Source organism: Nostoc linckia z4, from assembly GCF_002608075.1.
Lineage (GTDB): Bacteria > Cyanobacteriota > Cyanobacteriia > Cyanobacteriales > Nostocaceae > Nostoc > Nostoc linckia.
Genome location: NZ_LAHA01000016.1, coordinates 48,345 through 71,612, shown reverse-complemented (window position 1 = coordinate 71,612; position 23,268 = coordinate 48,345). Strand labels below are relative to the sequence as shown.

Below are 23,268 nucleotides of genomic sequence, written 5' to 3'. Positions count from 1 at the left end.
TTTACGACTTATGCCTGGTTACTTAAGTGACTAGTCAGCAATGTAATCGTGGGATAATCAATCAACCACTGGGGCATAATCTCCCGCTCCAACTGCTTCTCAAGCTTAATTGCCAATTGGGTTGCCGAAATGGAATCTAATCCGTAGTTCTGAAAGCTCTGGTTGTAATCAATGCTAGTTATTTTAAGTACTTCCATCACTGCCTTCTCGATGGCCTTGGCAATCACTCCACCTTGTAGTGCCAGTGGTACTGGCTGCCGTTGCAAGCAGTCGGTCAAAAGCTTGACTGTAGGGAAGTCAAGGAGCCACTGGGGTGGTACTTCTTTTTGAAGACGTTTTTCTAGGTGAATTGCCAGTTGAGTTGCCGAAATGGAATCTAGCCCATAATCTTGAAACTTTTTGTTGTCATCGATTCCCTGGAGTTTTAAAACCTGCGTGGCAACCTCTCGAATTACGTCGATGGTGGGTACTTCCGGCTGCTTTGGTTGGGAGTCATCGGCATTGAAAGCGATCGCTTTATGGCTGTGGTTGTCCAAAGCTTTGGCAGTAGTTTGGGGAAACAACAAATGGTAAATGCGTTGAATTAGTTGCGGTTCGAGCTTTTTGATTTCTGACAAACTGATGATATTTGTGACGCATTCTGGGGCAATGAATCCTTGCTTGTGAACCAGAGCTTCCCACTGCTCGATGTGGTGCTGGATGCTTGAAACCTCAGTCTGAGAATTGCTGGCAGAGCGATCGCGTGCAAAAACCAGCGTGGGAGCAGCTTCACCAAACTTTGTTGGGTCTAGCTCAGTATTCAGAACCCAGGCTGCTTTCTGCTGCTGAAGCGCCAGTTCAAATAATTCCTTACCAACTTGGTTGGAATGGGTAAACAAGCCAATTTTATCAAGATTGTTCTGCATGGCGTTAAAGATACATGATGGGGCCCGTGCTGCCATTCCAGTTTCGTGCCAGTCCACCCAGGTGATTGACTTATAGCCTTGTTTATGCATTTGAATGTTTTGATAAGCCATGAACCAGTCAACATAAGCATTTGCCAAGGCGTAATCGCAACTTCCCTTGGCAAACCGAGGGATTAATCCCGTCAATGAAGAGAAGGCCACGAAAAAGTCGAGGGTGTCGTTTGCAAAAACCCTGGCAAGTGCTTCGAGTCCTGCGACTTTGGGTTCGAGGACGGCAGCTATGCCAGCCAAATCTTTGGTTACAAAAGCGGGCTTTTTGAAGTCAGAAGTGATGCCAGCACTGTGAATTACACCACTGATGGAACCAACCCGATGGCGAATATCAGCAAAGAAGCTTGCTAACTGCTGAGGTTCGGTTAACGATTCCGTATATATACTCAAATGCTCAACCTGGCGATGTAGCGAGGCTAGCTTGCCAAGTTTCACCTTTAAGTGTTCGGAATATTCTTCGCCTTCGTTCCTCCATTTTGTTTTGGGTGGTAAGGCATTCAGTCCCATCAAGACGAGTTTCCTCGCACCTTTGGCTACGAGATAATCAGCTATTTCCAGCCCGATTCCTCCCGTTCCGCCACTGATAACATAAACTCCGTCGCTACGAATCGATAAATCCGTCCTTGATTGTGCAAGTTCAGCTTCCAGGTATGGGACAAACCGTTGTTGCTGGCGATAGCAAATTTCTGTTTCTTCCAGGTTAGCGGTAAGCTCCTGAGTCAGTGCCTGTTCGAGCAAACCTGGATTACGGAGCATTGCTGCATCAATATCGATATGTCGAGATGTGACGTATGCGTGTTCGGCACTCAGTACCTTGATGAGTCCGGCGAGTTTTGCTCCGGCAAGACTAATTGTATCTGAGCAAAAATGCTGCAATCCCTTTGTGACATATAGTATATCCAAATCGGAACTGACAGCTATCAGCTGTTGATAAAACGCAATTTTTCCCAGTGCATCGCCATCGCCATCCTGAGAACTTTGGTAAAGAGCGCTGAGATCTACAACGATGCGAATCCGTTCGAGTTGGGAAAGGATCGTCTTTGCACTTTCCAATCCGCAGGAGGAACCGCGAAAATCAAGTATCTGTGCTGATATTTGACGATTTCGGTCACTGCGATCATTTGCACAGTAGACAATCACAGCCTGTTGTTGACTGAATAAACGTCGCCCTAAATCGGCGGTTTCTTCGTTTACCAAAATCAGCATTTCGCCTTGAAAAGACAAAGTTTTTGTCGGTGTAACAGCGCTTTGTTTCCACTTTTTCTGGATCGAATAGAAGCGCTTTGATTTCTCCCCAGACTCTACAGGCTGGTATTTAGGGCGACTCAAAATGAATCGTTCGCCTCCATCGTAGCGTACCCGTTCCAACTCTTTTGGCTGTTCATCCAATGGGTTGCGGCTCAACCATTCCCGCAGGAGAAGCTGATACTTCTCTGTACAGGATGTACCCTGCTGCACACTAATGATTCGACAATTGTTAGAGAGCAATGTTGAAATGCCAACCGTCGCCGTGTCATTTTGTTTATCTGCCAAACCTTTGGTATTGGCAGTTAGATAATATGTATCAAACAATCCTTGCTGGTATTTTAACCATTCCCCAAGGATTTCAAAATAATTGCCTGTGGTATCATCTTTAGATTCCAAGGCAAGGACAACATCAAATGATTGCCCAATGGAAATAGTGGCGAGTGCGTGGAAGCTAAGACATTGCAAGTTTAGCGATCGCTCCAGCCCAACGGAAGCCTCAATTTTTCTCACAAGACTACAGATTCCTTCCTTGTCCTCGTCGCTGGCGTAGACGATGAGGATTTTTTGGTCTTGATAATGAGCAAAGCGATCGCTCCACGGAATGTTTTCTGGAAGTGCTTCAAAAGTCCACTCCAGTTGACTGGCTGAGTTGAGAGCATGGGCAAATTCTGATTTTTTGAGCGATAAATCCGCCATCTCTCCCATGTCTTGGCCAATCCAGTAACGTTCTCTGGCAAATGGATAGGTTGGTAGGTGAATCCGCTGCGGGGCTGTTACACCAGTGGTATAAATCTGCGTCCAGTCAATGGTAGCACCCCGCACCCATAGTTCCATTACTTGGGAGTATTTTCCTTGAGACAACCAAGAATTAGTCGTCGTCACAATGTCAGCATCAGCAGTAAATTTCCTCAAATACGAGGAATCCGATCCAACTAAGCCACAATAGATACCATCCAAACTCCTCAGGATAGTAGACTGACTGCGGTCAAGAAAACGGCGCAACTTTTGTCTGACTTCAGTCAAGGTGTCAGCAACAAATCCTACACGGGCATCCATCGGTTCGCGCCCCACTTGTAATGTGTACGCCAGGTCACATAGCCGATATCCCAAGGCCGTTGGCTGTGGTTGCGTTTGTGATTCCAGGTGTTTTAGCAGTTGTTGTGCATATTCCCATAGGCGCTGTTCGTTCCTAGCGGAAAGAACGATCGGATACTGTTGAGCGGGTGCAACATCTGTGATGGCTGGATGTCCATCGCTTTGATTAACATATTCCTCAATCACCATGTGTGCGTTCGTCCCGCTAAAGCCAAAACAGTTGATGGCAGCACGCCGAGGTTCTGCATCCACAATCCAGTCTCTACATTCGGTATTGATGTAAAACGGGGAGCGATCGAGATTGATGTGTTCGTTTAAGGATTCATAGTTGATTGTCGGCGGGAGTTTTTTATTCCTAATGGCAAGCAACACTTTAATTAGCCCAGCCACCCCTGCGGCGGTGGCGAGATGACCGATGTTGCTTTTGAGCGACCCGATGGCACAAAACTTTTCTTTATTGGTGAACTCGCGAAAGGTTTCGCATAAAGCTTCTACCTCAATTGGATCGCCAAGTCGCGTTCCTGTACCGTGTGCCTCAACCAATTGAATGTCTGCTGGCTGAATCTGAAACCGTTCGTAGACTTCTTTGTGTAATCGTTGCTGTGACTGTCCGTTAGGGGCTGTAATTCCATTGGTCTTGCCGTCTTGATTCACCCCCCAGCCTCGAATTACGCCGTAGATGTCATCACCGTCTTTTTCGGCATCGGCAAGGCGTTTGAGTAATACAACACCCACACCTTCCCCTGGTACAAAGCCGTTAGCACGGCGATCGAAGGTGAAACATCTGCCATCGGGTGACAAAATACCAGCCTTGCTCATCATAACGTGCATTTCTGGCCCGGAGATTACGTAAACTCCTCCAGCCAAGGCTGCATCGGAGTGACCCAGTAGCAGACTGTCACAGGCGTTAGCTATGGCAACTAGGGATGCAGAGCAGGCTGTATCAATGGCCATACAAGGGCCCTGGAGATTGAGGAAATAAGATATCCTTGCGGGGAGTAGTGCCGCAGAAGAGCCTAGCAATCCGAGAGCGTTCAACTCATATCGCTGCACAATCTTTCCATAGTCTCCCGTTTCGCAGCCGACAAATACACCACACTTGCTGCGTGCAAAGGATGTGGGGTTATATCCCGCATCTTCAATGCATTGCCAGCTAGTTTGGAGAAATAGCCTTTGCTGGGGATCCATGAATTCCGCTTCCCGTGGGGAAATATGGAAAAAGAGGGGATCGAAGCGATCGATATCCTCCAGCGCACCCATCCACTTGCAGTATGTCTTGTTTGCCGCATTCTTATCCGGGTCATAGAAATCAGCAAGATTCCAGCGATCGCTTGCTATTTCCGAGACACAGTTCCTGCCGTTGGCGATGTTGTCCCAGAACTCTGCTAAATTTTTTGCTTGGGGAAATCGGCCTGCCATGCCGATAACGGCGATGGCGTTACTCTTATAAGAATTTCTGTCAGGGGTAGACAAAGACTGCTTTGGTATTTCAGTGCTGAGTAATGTCGGGGTGTTTAGTCCGTGCTGAGTGTCCAGTTGTACCCCATCGTTAAAACTAGGGGATTGAAGCAACGATGTATTTTTTCTGATTTCTAACTCAGCACTTTTTTGGTGAGTGGACACTGTTTGGGGGGGAAGTGCCACCGCAGCATTGTTGGGCTGCATTTTGGCAACGGTTTGCTCAATGTTGCGGGCAAAGTCGCTGAGTGTGGGATATTTGTAAACATCCGTTGCTGGCAACGAACATCCAAATAACTGATTTATCTTCCTCATCCACGTCACCGCAGTAATGGAATCCATCCCCATGTCAACAAACTTCGCTTCTTCGTCGATGTCGGTTGCTTCCATGAATAGTTCTTCCGCCAGAGATTCGGTGAGGACATTCAGAATCGATGGCGATGAGGGTAACTCTGTGTTTAACGGCATCGGAGCAGGCGGACAATTCTCAACGCCATCGCCAATTATCATGGTTTCAGGAGTGGCTGTCTGTTCCTTGAAACCATTGAGGACGTTGCTACACTGCTGCACGTAGTTGGCGAATTCTCGCAAAGTTGGATAGCTGTAAACCTTCGTGGCGGGGAGAGAGAGATCGAACTTAGCGTTGATGCGTTTGATCCACATGACCGCAGAGATGGAATCTAGCCCCAGATCGACAAACTTTGCATCTTCGTCAATTTCCTCGGCTTCTAAAAACAATTCCGCCGCGATGGTTTCTTTGAGTGTCTGAATAACAAGTTGGTTCGCGTCTGAATCCACAGATTTATCTTCCCAATCCCCAGTCCCTAGTTGAATGCCCCCATCGAAGCGTTCGTGAATGTTTTTCAACACCTGGGATTGACCAACAAATGTCTTCTCGTGCATTGCCAACTCTTGCGTGTGAACCGTGTCTAACAAATCCCTTAGCCTTGCTGTTGCCTGGTTTTTTCGCTGAACCAGCTCGTTTTTAGAAAACTTGGCGAGATGATGAGCCAGCTTCAGGGCATAACCAAGAACTTGGCTACGAGGAAGCACAGGCATTGAGATACCTCGTCTTTTTAACTCGGCTCCCTTGTATTCTCGTCCTCCGAACAGAATTTCACGACTTAAGTTTGGCCCCAAGCGTGCGGGAAAAATCAGCGTCGATCCGGCTCCAGGGGTAAAGCCGTATTGCATATAAGGAGTTTGATAGATGCTTTCTTCGCTGAAGATGTTTACGTCGCAGAACATCCCTAATGACCAACCGCCCCCAATGGCGTGACCCTGCATGGCGGCGATCGCAGGTAAATGACATCGCAGGGGTAGGCTGTGAATATCGTTGTCGGTAAATCGCGCCCTGCCGTTATATATATCTTGCAAGCCGCTTTTTGTTCCACCACAGGCGAAGTATTGGTTGTAACCAATAAGTACGACGACTTTATAAGTGGGCACACTTGCAATATGCTTGAACGCTTGAGTTAATCCTTCGCTAAAGGCATGGGAAAACATATTTTTATTGGCTGTATCGGCAAGTGTAACCTGCACAACACCGTTGCCAAATCTATGGACGTGGACTACATCGCAGTACGTAGCCACTAAGGTGGGACTGTCAAGCCATTGGTTATTTTCCTCCTCCATTCCTTTTAGATCCTGGTGGGTAAAGAATGGAACTACCGACACGCTGCTCAACTCGATACTATTGGCTGGAGATGGGAAATAGACATGACGCACCAGGCTTTTAACGCTACGTGATAGCTGTTTTTTTAATTCAATCAGCGATCGTTGCGGTGAGTGAGAAATTCGATCGGCAAGATGGCGGGCAAGATCGTCGAGTCGATAATCGGCAGCAACCAGGCAGTCCAGACCCATTTCTACCAATGCTTGTCCGCTACACAGATGTGGCACAGCAAAAAATCGAGACGCGAATGATTTGCCAAATCGCTCCTCAACTATCGAGCGATCGCCATTGCTCAAACCTCGGTGACCAAACTGACCGCTTTCACGGAAAATGAGGAAATCACAGAGGCTAGCTAAGTTCCAACCCAATCCGCGAATATCACTTTTAAGTAAGGCAATTACAGGTAATTCTAACTCCAGGAGAAAACCAATTAACGCCCGCATCACGGGCACATCGTCGTGAGTTGTGCTGTCAGAAAACAAGCCGCCATCGTCAACTAGCAATAAAACACGCACTTCGTCGGGCATCTTATCCCTTAGCTCAGTACTGAGCCTGGAACCATCTAAGGGGCGATGGGCGGCAGCGATCCTGATTTCGACTATTCCCTCACCTTGGGGGGAAACACTGAGAAAACAGGACGTTACTTTAGTCTGCGATATCAGTTCGGCTGGATCCCTCAGGGGAATCGGTTGTCGATTCCGGCGATTAACTTTGTCGCGCTGAACCTTGTCAGCGTCCACCAAAGTAATTAACTTCCTAGTTTTAGGTGAATCTACTGTCTGCTGTCGAGCGTTCAAATGAATGGCTTTGCTACTTTGTTCGCCGCTTGCCCCTTGCGTATTTAATGTAGGGGTAATCTGGCTAGAACTGTTGCCTTCTAGTTCCAACCAATACCGTTTTCTCTCAAAAGCATAGGTTGGCAGCGAAATTCGCCGGGGGGAAATGGTCGATGTGCGACGAAGCCTCGACCAATCAATATTTACGCCTTTGACCCAGAGTTCCCCTAGACGAGGGTAACAGCCCTGTTCAGTCCAAGCTGTTATTTGTTTGAGCAAATCGGGGTCAGAATTCCAATTGACGACTGTCGCTTTATCTTTACCTGCTAGTCCTACATAGCAGTCATCAATATCGGATTTACCTTGAATAAAAGCATCAAGTTTGGCGATCGCATCGGATTGCGAGTATACGATTATGGCAATCCGCGACTGTAGTGCCTCACGCCCCACTTGCAAGGTATAAGCTAGGTTCTGGAGATTTACCGCCCTTGCTTCTAGAAACTGATGCAGTTTCTTGGCGTATGCAGCTAAACGCACGTTATTTCTCGCCGATAGCAGTATTAATACTGGTGCGTCATCAATTTCGGACTCACTCGTTGGCTCCTGGTCATATTCCTCCACAACAACATGGGCGTTGACGCCGCCAGCCCCAAAGGACGATACGCCAGCGATGCGAGGGACAGTTTTCGTTTTTCCGTTTACTTCCACCATCGGTTGCGGCCAATGCTGAAGATGACGCTGCACATAGAACGGTGTCTGAGGAAAGTCGATATTTGGATTAAGTTCGTCAGCGTGCAGACTGGGAACGAGTTGCTTGTGCCTGAGTTGCAAGATCGCTTTGGTCAAACCCGCGATTCCAGAGGCCGCCTCCAGATGACCAACGTTGGATTTCACTGAGCCTATGGCGCAAAAACTTGTGTCTTGAGTATGTTGTTGAAACGCCTTAGTCAGACCGGCAATTTCAATGGGATCGCCAAGTTCAGTTCCCGTTCCATGCGCTTCTATGTAGCTCACCTCTCTGGCATCAACCCCAGACTTTTCTAGCGCCTGAAACACTAGTTCTGCCTGTGCTTTGGGATTGGGCACTGTATAGCCGTTGGTTTTACCTCCATGATTGACATGAGTGCCACGAATTACGGCATAGATGTTGTCGCCATCGGCCATTGCTTGAGACAAGGGCTTCAGTAATACCACCCCCACACCTTCGCCGGGAACAAAACCATTGCCGTGGTTGCCAAAACTCTTGCAACGACCATCTTTAGACAGCATTTTGCTAGCACACAGAATGTTGTAGCTGGATGGATGCAGATAAAGATTGACACCGCCAGCAAATGCAAGTTGCACTGAACCATTCAGCAGGTGTTGGCAAGCTTCATGCACTGCTGTGAGTGACGAAGAACACATGGTATCGATAGGCATACTAGGCCCGCGAAGATTCAGAAAATATGACAAGCGATTGGCGATGGAACTAAAAGATGTGTGGGGGTGTCCAATCTTACCTTGTCTCCAAAGTTCGGGGCCGTAGAGATCGAATCCAGTTCTAGTAACGCCAACAAATACGCCGACTTGCTGTTGATATTGGGATTCTAGCATCTGCCTCGTGTGACCAGCGTCCTCCAATGCTTCCCACGCCGCCTGAAGAAAAATTCGCTCTTGGGGGTCTATATTTACCACTTCATGCGGGGAAATACCGAAGAATTGGGCGTCGAATTCCTTGGCATCATCCAGAAAGCTGCCCCACTTGCAATAGCTCTTGCCAAGCTCGATTGCCTCTTCGACATGAGGATGAAAATAATCTTCCCAACACCAGCGATCGCGCGGAATTTCAGAAATACAGTCGGTTCCGGCTTTCAGTCGCTCCCAAAAGGTGGACAGATCGTTAGCCATCGGATAGCGACCGCTCATGCCAATGATGGCAATGGCATCTGTTCTATTGCTTCTTTGCTTAGCAACTAATTGGGAAGTATGAGTAGCAACGATCGCATTTACTGGTTCGGCATCCTGAAATTCACTTACTGTATTTGCAGCTAGTGTAGCGGCGGATTCTCGATTACTACTGAGCTGCGCCATCAAGTCCGAGCGGCGGTACTCAAGGAAGTAGTTGACTAGTTCGCCGAGAGTCTGCACTTCAAAAAGTAACGTGCTATGAATTCCTGCAAATTTTTCTTGTAGCGCCCCTGTAATCTGCACAACTAAGATGGAATCAATTCCATAACTCTGGAACGGCTCATCAGCTTCGATGTGCTCTGGGTTCATGCGGAGTATTTTGGCTATCACTTGCTGGAAAAACCGGGTGGCTTTTTGCCGGAAGCTGGTATCATCTGATTCATCGATAGCGCCTATACTGCTGACGCGAGAACCACTTTTAACAGTGAAAGTTGCATTACCAACTGACGTGCAATTCTGTCGCACCAGTCCATCACTCTCGGCGACGATGACCTGTTGTCCGAGCGATCGCGCCATCGCCACCGGGAACCAGGGAGATTGAAACCCTTCTGTTTGCAGCACTCGCTTCCAAGAGTCCACTGACAACAACGGCGTGCCGTCAATTCGCAATTCTGGGTCTTCATGTCGCCACCATCCCTCCAATAGCCCGAATGTGAGATGACCAAACAGCGTTTGCTCGCAAAGCTCATTGAGCAAAATCAAACCATTAGTCCGCAGACAAGCCTTGACATTCCGTAGCGTTTGCCGAATGTTACGAGTTGCGTGCAGCACGTTTGTGGCGATGGCAAAGTCATAAGTACCCGTGGCAATTTCCTGTCCTGCCAACGGTTGTTCAACGTCAAAGATGCCGATTTCCACAAACGGATAGTCAGGGATGAACTTCTCTTGGGCGTGTAAAAGAAATGCTTTAGAGATATCGGTGTAGCGGTATTCGCTGATGCTATCCTCAAGTCCGGCTAATTTAGACAGCACGGCTTTTGTGGTTGCCCCTGTTCCCGCACCAATTTCTAATATCCGCAACTTTGCATGTGGTTCGTGCTTCAACCGTGCCTCGATGGCCGATCGCAGGGATTTTGCCAACACTTCGTTAAAATAATCCGCAACAGAATTGTCACGATAAATACCTTCGACAACCTGTAGGGAACCATTCGGGAACAGGCTGTCCGTTGCTCGCTTCTCACCGGATAGAATTTCTGGTAACGCCCGAACGCAAGTTTCAACTAAGGAAAACCCCCGTTGTTTGCTGTCGGCTTCTGGCCAGTTGTCCCTAGCCTTTTTCCAAGCTTGCCAAACTATGTTCGGGGATTCGAGTCCAGCCCCCGTTTCGTTTTGTGCAAGAATCGATTTACTAGCTGCCAGCCATTTGGTGTAGAAGTCGGGTACGCTACCAGAGGAATGCAGGTTGAGTGCATTCAGGCTAGTTCGCAGCAAACGGATTAAAAGCGGCTGCATTTGTTTGCATTGAAAGATGCCATCCGCCTGTAGTTGCTCCATCGATTGGTTTGGCGCGACATCGATATGCCGAATATCCTGGATAACTGACGGTGCAATTTCCTCGAAGCTAACAACAAATTCGCCACCGTCGTACCAATCGATTGCCTCGACACTTGCGCTCTTAATTAAAGCCAGCTGATGCAAGTGATTGTTGCTCACTAGGTACTCTAACGCCTGCATCGACTCTCCAGACTCTAGAAGTCCGATGCCGCGTTGTTTGAGGCGAGTCTTAGATGCCTGGGAGATTCTGTCTCCAGTGCCGATGGCCCAGTGTCCCCAATGAATCACCTTGACTGGGCAGTGCCAACGGTTGGCGAGGCACTGGGAAAAGGCATCTTTAAAGGCGCAGCCTGCGGCATAACCACTCAGTCCGCCGCTTTGTGATAGCGCCTCAATGGAGGAGAAGAATAAAACAAAATCTAAATCTTCGGTGTGAAAAACCTGAGCTAGGCGCACACTCACGTCTACTTTGGCAGACAAAACTGTGCGAAGTCTAGCTTCGTCTGTGTCCTTGAAACTGCGATCGAAAAGTCCCACCGCCGCATGAACGACACCCTGCACCGAGCCGAACTCGCGTTTAATCTGTTCATAGGTGCGCTGAAGTTCCTCCTGACTTGTTGCGTCTGCGGAAATATATCTCGGCATTGGCCCCAAGTTAGCGATCGCTTCTAGTTTTTTCTGAATTGTCTCATTCAATGGACTGCGACCAATCCAAACGATCTGCGCTCGATATTTTTCGCTCAGATATCGGCTCCATACCTCGCCTAAACCTCCCGCACCACCGATGACTACGTACACACCGCCGGCACGATAAGCCGATCGATTAGTGGTCTGGCAAGTCAACTTTGCTGGATGAGGGCTGGGGAAAGGCAAAGAGTTAAAAGGTAAGAAATTTAAAACCTTTCCCCTTTCCCCTTTCCCCTTTACCTCCCCAATTTCACTTGGCGAACTAAGTTCTGACAAAAATAGCTTTGCTAGGATTGGTCCATACCATATACCTTCCCGCCATGCCAGCGATCGCACATCTGCATCAAAGGCGACGAACATTTCTGGCACTGGCCATTTATTACATGATGTGTCTGCGGGTGGAGGCATATCTAGCAGCCGAAATTTCCATTGGGGAAATTCTTTGGCTATACTGCCAATAAATCCATGAATACTCGCTTGGGTAGGATCGGGATCTTCACCGCAAAAGACCGCTTGACTTTGTAGCGTTATTACAGTCCATTGCAGCCCCTCGTTTTCATAAATAACCGCCGCCTTGAGCAAACGGTAAATCTGTAAAAGCTCGCTTGCTCGATCAATTAGAAGATTCTCAGGAAAGTTATGTCTGGCCGAATTACTGCCTCCGACCCAGATAATGTGAGCAATCCGCCCCAGCACCTTGAGTTGCTCAACAATATCGTTGATATCTGCATCAGTGGCGATGGCCATGAATTCGCACTGGGGAAAATACCTTTGTAAAACCTGCTTTTGCTCAGGGGAGCCACCAATAATTACCGTCTTTCCGTCGGGCATCTTCGAGTCAGATTTCCCAGAGTTGGAAATGTCTACTGGTTGCCAAACCAGCTTCAACGTAAACAGTTTTGTCTCTGAAGCAGACTCTTTATCACCTTGTTCTGGCTTGACGGAAGGATTGGCATCTAGCAAAGCCGATTCTTGTAGTGACGTTGTGCTTGGAAGCCAAAACCGATTCTTCGCAAAAGGATAGGTGGGCACAGATAACCGCCAATGTTTAGAGGATGCCGTCGGCAATTCATTTCCATCCAGCAAACACCAATCTATGGGAACTCCAGCGACCCAAAGAGTTGCCAACTGTTCCCAATCTCGCGCGGCGATCGCTCCTTGAATCAGCTGTTCTCCCAAAGTCCCCCGAATTAAAGTCTTAACCTCACGACTAGAATGCTTGATGTTGCCTTGAAAACCCGATTCGCCTATATCTGGAAATTGACGCAACTTATTAACCAGATCGACGCGACTTGCAGCTACCACAGCCAGCCGTTCCTCGAATGCCTGCCTGTGGCTTTGCACAAACCCAGTCAGTTCTGCCAAGGAGCATTCCTCGTCAGAGAGTGAACTGAGCCACTGCTCAAATTGCTTGACATAATCTTTTAATTGTGCATCATTGTGAGCCGACAGCACGAAAAGAAAAGGTTCAGCAGTTCGGTCATCCACCTTTTCAACGCTGCACCCTACGTCATATTCTTCCACCACAATGTGAGCATTTGCACCTCCAGAGCCGAAACTACTTACACCAGCTCGTCTAGGAATAGATTCGTTGGGGCGATTCCACTTCTGATGTCGATCCACAATATAAAGCGAGCTGCCTGATAGATCGATATGACGGTTCAACTGTCCGAAATGCTTAGTTGCTGGCAGTTCTTGATGTTGCAGGCATAGGACGACTTTCAGCAGACCTGCTATGCCCGCAGCCGCCTCCAAATGCCCCAGGTTGGTTTTGAGGGAACCCAGACCGCAGGATATGGGGACTTGGGGAGTCTCACTCCATTCTGAAAAAGCTTTTTCAAGTCCCTGGATTTCAATGGGATCTCCTAAGGCTGTGCCCGTTCCGTGGGCTTCGATAAAACTGATGGTGTTAGGAGCTACACCAGAGGCTTTCCAGGCATTGGTTAAAAGTGCTGCCTGTTGTTGGGGATTCGGTACGGTGAGGCCGGCGGATTGTCCACCATGATTTGCAGCTGACCCCTTGATGGTCGCATAAATTAGATCGCCATCTGCTTTTGCCTGACGCAATTGTTTGAGCAGAAACATCACAGCGCCTTCACTGCGAACATATCCGTCTGCGCGATCGTCAAATGTCTTGCACTTGCCATCATGGGCCAACATCCCAGCCTTGTAATATGCAATACTGTTAGCCGGATGGCTCATGATATGTATGCCGCCCACAAGTGCTTGTAAGCACTCACCTGCTCGAATAGATTGAACAGCTTGATGCACTGCCATCAGCGAACTGGAACACGCTGTATCAATGACGATGCTTGGGCCTCGCAAGTCAAAAAAGTAAGAAATGCGATTTGCTAGCGCCGCCAACGACGTGCCCGTTGCAACGTGCGCTTCTATGGGAATACTTACCTGTTCCATTACCCGACAGTAATCAGAGCCACTAGCACCTACAAAAACTCCCGTAGTGCTGCCAGCAACTTTGTTGGCAGTGATGCCAGCGTTTTCTAGTGTTTGCCAAGCTAATTCCATGAGGATTCGCTGTTGCGGATCCATGCTTTGAGCTTCGATCGCACTGATGCGAAAAAAGCCAGCGTCAAACAAATCGATCTGGGATAAAAAACCACCCCAATCGATACCTTGGTGCTTGCCTTCTGGGTCGATGTCCCTGGGCCATTGCCAACGTCCTTCTGGAAGTTTCTCAATCACTGAACCACCGTTTTTGAGGAGATTCCACAGCGATTCTGGATTGTTAATGCCACCGGGGAGCCGACAGGCTAACCCAACAATGGCAACTGCGTCATCCGACGAGTCGGTTGGTTCGGTTCGCCACGAGCTTGCAGATTTGGGAGTAGTTGTCAATAAAGTATCTGTAGGGGCGACGAATGAGGAGACGACATTGTGATTCTGCGTTACCGAGAGTGTTTGCTTCTTCAGAAACATCAACACCTTTTCTGGTGTGGTGTAGCTGAAGAAAAAGCCAGGGTCTAAAATCAGCCCGAAGCGATCGCTAATTTTTTCGCTGAGAATCAGCAAATCCACTGAATTTAAACCCATCTCCATAAAGGGACGGTCAAACTTGTATGCACTCCGTTTTTCATCACCTAGACAGGACTGAACCGTCGCTTCCAAAAATGCAGTAGCCAATTCGGTGTCCCATGCTTGTGATTCAGCATCCCGCTTTATTGCGTCCTTAATTCGTCCATCGTCGCGTCTACGCTGATGAATTGCATAGCGCACGAGTACCCCATGCCCCTGATTGTTTCGATCCAATGGTCTATAATTTTCCACAATCCGCTCAATGTCCGCGCCGTGTAGTTCGTGAAACCTCAAAATTGGATCTATTAACTTACCACGGACATTGCGCTGCCTTATGTACTCTTCAAAGGAAAACTCGTGGCGATGAAACTCCTTGCACAACGTGACCGCCACCACAGACTCGATACCATCGATTAGGCTGCACCGCTGAAGCATAAACTCCAGTAATTGATCCCCAAGTCTCCTTTCCTGAACTCCGGGAAGAATGTTTACCGCCAGCAATTGGACAATAGAACCGTCAGAGTAATGTAACTCAGATACTCGATCTGCGGTTATGCTTTGAATTCGATCCGTACTTTCAATGCGCTGCGAGTAGATAGCCCCGACGACTTTGTAGTTATTATCGGATTGGGGCAACTCCAGCACTAACTGTCCTTCAGGATAATTGTTCAGGCGATCGACCAAGTTGGTAGATCTAGCTTGCAACTCAATCGACCAACATTCCTTTTCCAATTGCAATAGTGCAGGCAAATCTGATGTGCGAGTGTGGCGAATGCGATAGTCAGCTTTCTGAAAATGCACGACCGATGTATCAGTTGGTGTCAGTTGGCTAGCCGGGAACAACCCAACATTAGCTGCCAGCATCAACAAAGATTCAGCACTTACACCACTACTAGTAGTCTGGCAACTCAACTTTGCTGGGTGAGGTCTGGGTAAAGGGGAAGAGGGTAAGGGATTTAAAACCTTTCCCCCTTCCCCTTTCCCCTTTCCCCCGCTAAGTTCATTTGGCGAACTACTAGTTTTGGGAACTGCCTCCTTTGGCAAGTTGTTGAAGTCGTGGTTTAAATAATTGATATCCTGAGTCAATTGCAGCAATACAGGGTGAGATTGGCAAATCATCAGTCCGTGACGACCCACGACGTTGCTCCACTCACTCAACATCTGTTTATTAAATTCAGTTACGTCCCTGATGTCGGTCAAGTCAGATTCTTCATCTTTGAGATGGCAAACAGATTGAATAAACAAGATATCTTGCTTGTTCGCAGTTATTCGACCTTCCAGTTCACGCAATATCTGTCCTGGGCAATTCAAAGGCATTGAAATGACATGAGCAGATGGAATATCTGCAAGGTTACGAGTCGCAATCCGAATTAAATCCGGGCATTGCTCAATACCAATTAGTGTCACATCGCGCTCATCCAGGACATTACCGCCAAGACTATGTTCTTGAATCCACAAGTAGATCTGTTGTAGCAGTAGACCATTACCGCAGCCGAGTTCAACAATTACTCTGGGTTGCTCCTTGACGTTCGGAACATTAAAAATTGACAGAATGTGATTTTTAAAAATCGGCCACAGTTCAAAGTGGCTTTTTTCTTCAATTTTTCTACCTGGGCTACGAGTCATACTGTCTAATCAGTACTAGCTTTTCATACTATGATTATCGAGTACACTAACATGAAAATTTATAACTACCTCACGAAAAATTCACATATCTGTATATAGTTAAATTTCATATACTTTGTACCGAATGGCACCAAGAAAAGCAAACTATATGAGAAACGTAGACGCGGAGCGGCTTGCCGCAGGCTACCGCAAAGGGCGCATTCGCGCAGCGTCTCGTCAGAGAAGGCCACAAAGAAAGAAAGAAAATTTGGGGTAGTCTCACAAAGAAATAGTATTAGGACTTACGCAAAAACTCTCTCTTGCTCTTATTTCTCCGTGTCCTCTGTCTTGAAAAGTTCAGATGCCTGCGGCAACCCCTTCGGTGTACGCCGGAAGCTCCGACTTTTTGCTGCGTCCTCTGTGGTTAGATTTTCCGTTGCCTGTGCGTAATTTCTGAGTATAAAAAGCGCCCTCCTTGATGGAGAGCGCTTTTGATTCTATTTAATTTTCAGTTCAGTTGACTAAGGCAACGATTAACCGTTGATAGCAGGAGCGCTGATTGCAACAGGAGCCGCTTCGGCAGATGCCAAGTCTAAGGGGAAGTTGTGAGCGTTACGCTCGTGCATTACTTCCATACCCAGGTTTGCACGGTTGATGATGTCAGCCCAGGTGTTGATGACGCGACCTTGAGAGTCGATGATGGACTGGTTGAAGTTGAAACCGTTGAGGTTGAAAGCCATTGTGCTTACACCCAAGGCGGTGAACCAGATGCCGATTACAGGCCATGCAGCTAGGAAGAAGTGCAAGGAACGGCTGTTGTTGAAAGAAGCGTATTGGAAAATCAAGCGACCGAAGTAACCGTGTGCTGCAACGATGTTGTAGGTTTCTTCTTCTTGACCGAATTTGTATCCGTAGTTTTGTGATTCGCTTTCGGTGGTTTCACGTACTAAGGAAGAGGTTACTAGAGAACCGTGCATTGCAGAGAATAAAGAACCGCCGAATACGCCAGCCACACCTAACATGTGGAAGGGGTGCATCAAGATGTTGTGTTCTGCTTGGAACACGATCATGAAGTTGAAGGTTCCAGAGATTCCCAAGGGCATACCGTCAGAGAAGGAACCTTGTCCGATGGGGTAAATCAAGAATACTGCTGTTGCTGCTGCTACTGGTGCGGAGAACGCTAGGCAGATCCAAGGACGCATTCCCAAGCGGTAAGATAGTTCCCACTCACGACCTAAGTAGCAGAATACGCCAATCAGGAAGTGGAAAATTACCAATTGGTATGGGCCACCGTTGTAAAGCCATTCATCTAATGATGCTGCTTCCCAAATTGGGTAGAAGTGTAAACCAATGGCGTTGGAAGATGGTACTACTGCTCCGGAGATGATGTTGTTTCCGTAGAGTAAGGAACCTGCTACTGGTTCGCGGATGCCGTCGATGTCTACTGGTGGTGCTGCGATGAAGGCGATTACGAAGCAAGCTGTTGCTGCTAGTAAGGTGGGGATCATCAGGACGCCGAACCAACCGATGTATAAGCGGTTGTTGGTGCTGGTTATCCAGTTGGCGAAGCGATCCCATACGTTGGCGCTTTGGCGCTGTTGAATGGTTGCTGTCATTGTTTTATGATTGCGTTTTTGAACAAATCAAGTAGGCGGTTTGTTTTCGCCTGTGGATATAATTTACATTGCTTTACGTAATTTAATCAAGTTTTGTAAAGATAGTAAAACTTATATTAAAAATAAGTTTTGCTTATTTAAGTTAACAAGTGGCGATCGCAAGCAATTTAACAAAGCTTATGAGAGGTTAATTTTGACAACTTTGTTCTTTTCTTGCTCAGTTTTAGGTAATGTCAGGTGCAAGATACCATCTTTATAATCTGCGATGCACTGAATATTAAACGTAAACGCAAAGCGGCAAGACAGAGGCTACCGCCAAGGGGTGAGCGAAAAAAGGTGTGGGGAGTGTGGGGAGTGTGGGGAGTGTGGGAAGTGTGGGAAGTGTGGGGAGTGTGGGGAGTGTGGAGGGTAATTTTTTGGATACTTAGCTAGAAATCCCACACAAAATTTCGTTCACCCACCGCCAAGTACGCCAAGAGCGCAAAGAATAGAGAGTTACTCATTTAGTGCAGCTTTACATTAAATTGGTATTACGCAGCCAGATTATTTATTGAGGTTGGGCATTGGGCATGGGAAAATGAGGGAGAAAGATTGAGGACTTACGCAAAAATAACGTAATTTCGTCATCACAAAGGATAGTGAAGTAATCCCCGTTAACGCTGGGATTGCTTCCCTACACTATGTTCCAGTCGCAATGACAAAATATTCCTTGCGTAAGTCTTAAGATTGCTACCTTGTCGCCCTTGTCTCCCTTGTCTGCTTTCAATGCCCAATGCCCAATGCCCAATGCCCAATGCCCAATGCCCCATTACAGCCAAGCACGGTCGTATTGGATAGGCCAAAGTTTATCGTGTCCGAGTTTTTTGGCCGCCAGATGTGGCCAGTAAGGGTTGCGGAGTAATTCACGTCCCAACAGGACTACATCAGCTGATTCTGTACGAATCAGTTCGTCAGCTTGTTCTGGAGATGTAATTAACCCTACGGCTCCCGTGTAGATATTAGCTTCACGGCGGATGCGTTCGGCAAATTGAGTTTGATAACCAGGTTTAACTGGGATGTTAATCCCCGGTATGATGCCTCCTGATGAAGTATCGATGAGATCGACTCCCAGAGACTTAAGTTTGTCACTTAAAGCGATACTTTGCTCAATATCCCAACCCTTGTCTACCCAGTCAGTGGCAGAAATCCGTACCCAAAGTGGATGTGTTTGAGGCCAAACCTCTCGGATTCCTTGAACGACTTCTATTAACAAACGAGTACGGTTTTCAAAGCTACCACCATAATCATCTTCACGGTGGTTAGAAAGGGGTGAGAGAAACTGGTGTATTAGGTAACCGTGGGCTGCGTGGATTTCAACAACTTTGAAGCCAGCTTGCAGAGAACGTTTAGCAGCTTGGATAAAGGCGTCAATAACTTCTTTAATTCCTTCAATAGTTAGGGCTTCAGGCACAGGGCTATCTTTGCTAAAAGCGATCGCACTGCTGGAAACCAAGGGACGCCAACCTTCCTGAGATTCATCGAGTACTTTTCCTCCCTTACTCGGTTTGGCGGTGCTAGCCTTTCTACCTGCATGAGCAAGTTGGATACCTGCAACCGCTCCAAAGTTGTGAATCAATCCCACAATCCTAGCTAAAGTTTGGATGTGTGAATCTGACCAAATGCCCAAATCTTGTGGGCTGATGCGTCCACGTGGTTCTACAGCTGCTGCTTCTGTTAGCACTATACCTGCACCGCCAACTGCACGAGAAGCCAAATGTATCATATGCCAATCGTTGGCATATCCATTTGTACTTGAATATTGACACATCGGTGAAACAGCGATGCGATTGCGAAAAGTAACTTCACGAATCCTGAATGGTTCAAACAGCTGTGGCATCGTTATTGATTCCTTCTCTTGCTATGTGATGCTCAATAGGTTTGCAGTGTGTGAGGGGGAGGGGGAGATGGGGAAATAAGGGGGACAAGGAAGATAAGGAAGATAAGGGAGACAAAGGGATAATTTTAAGTGCTTACTCAGTTTTACTTTTGCTTTGTTGTATTAGAAGCGCCATTGCCACTGGTGGGAGTAGTCTCAGCGTCAGGGTTTTGGCTTGGCAATTCCCAGATATCGTATTTTATCTGCTCTTGATCTGCCAACATCTGTAGATGTTCTGGTAATTTGGTTGTTTGCCAAACTGACCAAATTTCTCCATATAAACATTCTCTTTCAAATTGTCCAAAGAACATTGGTTTTTCTCCAGTAATATTCGGTGTGTTGCAAATTCACCTTTTTGAGACAACCTATATGAGCTTGCTTAGTTAGACTTAAATATTAAATAAGCTTTACTGATTTTTACTAGCAAAAATCTCACTAGCCCGTTAATTTAATATGCGTAATCTTTTTCTAAAGGTGAAATTTATTAAGCATGAAAGCAATGAAGAAGTTTAGTATCAATGATTCCAGCTTTTTTGGTCTGATTAAATAAAATAAAACCAATCAAAATACATTAAGGGATAGCTTTTGAGCCTGAATCAAAAGTTAAAAAAATCTTTGCTTGCCTTCATCCTGATTATTCAGGTTACAGTTAATTAATCTCATAATGTAGTATTGATAATAACTAAATTTGAAAATCTCCTTAATAAATTAATAAATTGGTAAGTTCAGAATATTGCAATTATTAATTAGCCTATTTTATTGCTTTAAAAACTAATAATTATTATTGCGGCAATAGTTATCAATTTTCAAATCATTAAAAATCAATGCTATAATTAAAAACTCTTGATTTGATTAATGAGAACAAAATTTTTTCTCTCCTGTTGATAAGTGATTAGGCGGATATGATGTGAGTGTTCAAAATCCTGACACCTAGTCTCAACAAGCAAACTTGCGTAAATCATATTAGACCTTTTGCAAAAGTTACTTTTGCTCATGGGGGGGAAAGGGAAAAGGGTTTTTATTTGCCCTTTCCCCTTTACCCATTACCCTTTTCCCCACTCCTGTTAGAAGTCTATTGATGATGGACTGTACTCAGGGAATTCCAAAAAATAAATATTCCAGTTAATGCGTTGACCCTGAGCAAAGTCGTACCACTTCCCTCCGGGACACTCCGCGTAGCGGCGACCATAGGAGAAAGGTTAACTATTGACGTTCTACAGTTAACAGTTAACAGTGAACAATCTTCTATGGAATATTTTGAGTCCCTTAGTTGGATTGGGAATTGGGCTGGCTACTCCAAGGTAGAATTCTGCCTTGAGAATCCGTTGGTAAATTGCTCCGACCAATAAACATCCGGGGAGATTGTTCTCTCAAGCCTGCTGGAGTACCACCGGGTTTCCAGCCTAAGGTTTCGCGATATCCACCTAAAAAGCCTGCTTCTATCAGGGTTTGTTCGTCAACAGAGACGGACTCATCTGCCTGTGGGGCAACGAAGAGGGCATCGGCTGGACAATACAACTCACACATAAAGCAGGTTTGGCAGTCGCTTTTACGAGCAATTCTGGGTGGGCCGTCTGGTACTTTGTCAAAAACGTTGGTGGGGCAGGCGGAAACGCAAATATTACATTGAATACAGCGAGATTCACTAACTAGTTCAATCACAGCGTTACTAACTCCTTTTCCTTAACAGCAGTTTGTAATTTTTGGGGCTTGACCCAGACTCGATCTAGACCACCACTAAGTAAGCGGTGGTATTGGTTCGGGTCTTGCTGTGGATAGTCTAGATGTTTGTGCATTCCGCGAGTTTCTTTGCGTTCGAGGGCGCTAGCGTACATCCACCGGGCTGTGGCTAGCATTGCAGTGGCTTCTCTAGCTTGGACGGCTTGGTTTTCTGGTACTGCTTGGGTGTTGCGGATTTCTTTCCACAACTGATGTAAGCGACTGAGGGATTCTGTCAATCCTTTTTCGGTGCGGAAGAGGTTGCGATCGTAGGGGAATACTTCAGCTTGGACTGCTTTAGTCACTTCTGAAGGAACAAAACTGTTATTGCTGCTGTTTTGAGAAGCTATGCCAACTTCTCCCAGTCCTCTTACGGAACGTTGATTGGCTTTGGTTCCTAGTTCGCGGGCGTAGTTTGCTGCGGCTTCACCTGCCCAATATCCTGAAGAGGTTGCCCAAGCAGCGTTATGGCTTCCACCGCCGGTAAAGCCACCACAAATTAATTCTCGTGTTGCAGCATCACCAGCAGCATAAAGTCCGGGTACGCTGGTAGCGCAGGTATAATCAACAATCCGGATTCCACCCGTACCGCGTACTGTTCCCTCCAAACGCAGAGTCACAGGAAAAAGTTGGGTGAAGGGATTAATACCCATGCGATCGAATGGCAATAAGAAGTTATGTTGGATAGTCCGCAACATAGCTTCAATTTCAGGAGTTGCTTTGTCCAAACGCGCATAAACCGATTGGGTGAGTAGGGTACGGGCAATAATCGATCGCCCTCTTTGGGAACCAGCACCTTCTATTTCTGTACCATCTTCGTAGTAAAAGGTTGCCCAACGATAATAAGCTCCTTTGGTAACTGAGGAAAAAGCTGGTGATAAAGCGTAAGCATTGGAAAATTCCATCCCTGACATTTCGGCACCAGCTTCCGCCGCCATCAAATAACCATCTCCAGTGAGGACGTTACAGCCTAAAGCTTTACTTAGGAAGGCACAACCACCAGTAGCAATTACCACTGCTCCAGACTTCACTTGCCAGCGTTCGCCTGTTTGGCGACAAATGCCCCGCGCTCCGGCAACTGCCCCTGCTGCATCTACCAGTAATTCTAAAGCCGGACTGTGGTCGAGTATTTTCACGCCTGCTTTGGTGATTTTTTTACGCATCAGGCGCATATAATCATGAGCTTGCTGGAGCGATCGCCGATGGGGACGACCTCGATCGTCCACAGGAAATGGATAGCCCCAGTCTGATAGTTGATTCAGATTTGTATAAGTTTGATCCAATACACGCTCCATCCAAGAGCGTTCTGACAAAAAACCTCCTAAAGCTTCCCGGCTAGCCATCGCCTCTTCTCGTTGTTGTGGATCGGGAGGTACATACCAAACACCAGTACCAGAAGGTGCTGTTGCTCCACTAGTACCGCAATAGCCTTTATCTACTAGTATGACTTTTGCCCCTTGGACAGCAGCATTCCAAGCCGCCCAAGTAGCTGACGGCCCGCCCCCAATAACTAGAACATCAGCCTCTAAATTAAGTTGGGAAAAAGTGCTAGAACTGCCTGACTCAGATAAATTTGTACTCACGATTTATCTCCTCAATTTTAGGGATTGGCCCGGAAAAAGAAAATGGGGTGTAGAGGAAATGGCAGGCATAGGGGAAAGACCTACTACAACTTCCCCTGTGCCCCTTTGCTCCTCTGCTCCCCAATCTCCAGTTCCAGACATGCTCTCAAGAAATTAAATTTGAGTTTATTAGTTTACTTACTCAATTTTTAGCTTAAAAATACGGTAAATCAATCAATTTACCGTATTATACATATATGAGATTTGCATAGATTGTGCTAAAAAACAAGAGGCAGTTAAAAATTTTATTAATATAAGTTAAGAAAATTGAGCGCAGCCTGACAAAGAAATGATATGAAAGAAGAACTCAGAATTCAGAACGAGCTACGCTAACAGAATTTAGCACTTTATATTAAAAGAGCATCTTTAGAGCCTATTTGATTCGTGAAAAATGTAGATAAGGAAACGAACCGCTAAGGACG

Annotated in this window: 8 protein-coding genes and 1 pseudogene; 1 reads left to right on the top strand and 8 read right to left on the bottom strand. The window is 46.7% G+C overall.

Going from position 1 to position 23,268, the window contains the following annotated elements:
* Positions 1-8: 8 nt before the first annotated feature.
* The 3 genes and pseudogenes from VF06_RS15535 to VF06_RS42680 all read right to left on the bottom strand — a co-directional run.
* Positions 9-15,995, bottom strand: a complete 15,987-nt coding sequence (locus tag VF06_RS15535; protein WP_099066645.1) for an SDR family NAD(P)-dependent oxidoreductase — start codon at positions 15,993-15,995, stop codon at positions 9-11.
* Positions 15,996-16,507: 512 nt separating this feature from the next.
* Positions 16,508-17,590, bottom strand: coding sequence for a photosystem II q(b) protein (gene psbA, locus VF06_RS15530; RefSeq protein WP_099066646.1), 1,083 nt, complete (start codon positions 17,588-17,590; stop codon positions 16,508-16,510).
* 177 nt (positions 17,591-17,767) lie between these two features.
* Positions 17,768-17,860, bottom strand: a pseudogene (locus VF06_RS42680) (Hsp20/alpha crystallin family protein); the annotation flags it as partial.
* Between VF06_RS42680 and VF06_RS40820 the strand changes: the two are divergent.
* Positions 17,828-18,022, top strand: coding sequence for a hypothetical protein (locus VF06_RS40820; protein WP_099066647.1), 195 nt, complete (start codon positions 17,828-17,830; stop codon positions 18,020-18,022). The pseudogene VF06_RS42680 and the gene VF06_RS40820 sit on opposite strands and share 33 nt — an antisense overlap.
* A gap of 221 nt (positions 18,023-18,243) precedes the next feature.
* On the opposite strand, the gene VF06_RS40815 is transcribed toward VF06_RS40820, so the two are convergent.
* From VF06_RS40815 to VF06_RS15500, 5 genes are all read right to left on the bottom strand, one after another.
* A complete protein-coding gene (locus VF06_RS40815; protein ID WP_180267273.1) occupies positions 18,244-18,399 on the bottom strand; it encodes a hypothetical protein in 156 nt (51 codons plus the stop codon).
* Positions 18,399-19,466: an NADPH dehydrogenase NamA gene (namA, locus tag VF06_RS15515; protein ID WP_099066648.1), complete on the bottom strand. Its 1,068-nt coding sequence runs from the start codon at positions 19,464-19,466 to the stop codon at positions 18,399-18,401. The genes VF06_RS40815 and namA overlap by 1 nt, the downstream gene beginning before the upstream one ends.
* Positions 19,467-19,609: 143 nt before the next feature.
* The gene (locus tag VF06_RS15510) at positions 19,610-19,816 is read right to left on the bottom strand and encodes a hypothetical protein (protein ID WP_099066649.1); all 207 of its coding nucleotides are present in this window, start codon (positions 19,814-19,816) and stop codon (positions 19,610-19,612) included.
* Positions 19,817-20,771: 955 nt separating this feature from the next.
* Complete coding sequence (locus VF06_RS15505) at positions 20,772-21,167, bottom strand: 4Fe-4S dicluster domain-containing protein (protein ID WP_099066650.1); 396 nt, start codon at positions 21,165-21,167, stop codon at positions 20,772-20,774.
* On the bottom strand, positions 21,164-22,807 hold the full coding sequence (locus VF06_RS15500; RefSeq protein ID WP_099066651.1) for an FAD-dependent oxidoreductase: 1,644 nt from the start codon (positions 22,805-22,807) through the stop codon (positions 21,164-21,166). The genes VF06_RS15505 and VF06_RS15500 overlap by 4 nt, the downstream gene beginning before the upstream one ends.
* Between the last annotated feature and the right edge of the window lie 461 nt (positions 22,808-23,268).

Coding starts and splice junctions, on each gene's coding strand:
- VF06_RS15535 (WP_099066645.1), bottom strand. CDS start 15,995: ATGACTCGTAGCCCAGGTAGAAAAATTGAAGAAAAAAGCCACTTTGAA.
- psbA (WP_099066646.1), bottom strand. CDS start 17,590: ATGACAGCAACCATTCAACAGCGCCAAAGCGCCAACGTATGGGATCGC.
- VF06_RS40815 (WP_180267273.1), bottom strand. CDS start 18,399: ATGGGGCATTGGGCATTGGGCATTGGGCATTGGGCATTGGGCATTGAA.
- namA (WP_099066648.1), bottom strand. CDS start 19,466: ATGCCACAGCTGTTTGAACCATTCAGGATTCGTGAAGTTACTTTTCGC.
- VF06_RS15510 (WP_099066649.1), bottom strand. CDS start 19,816: ATGTTCTTTGGACAATTTGAAAGAGAATGTTTATATGGAGAAATTTGG.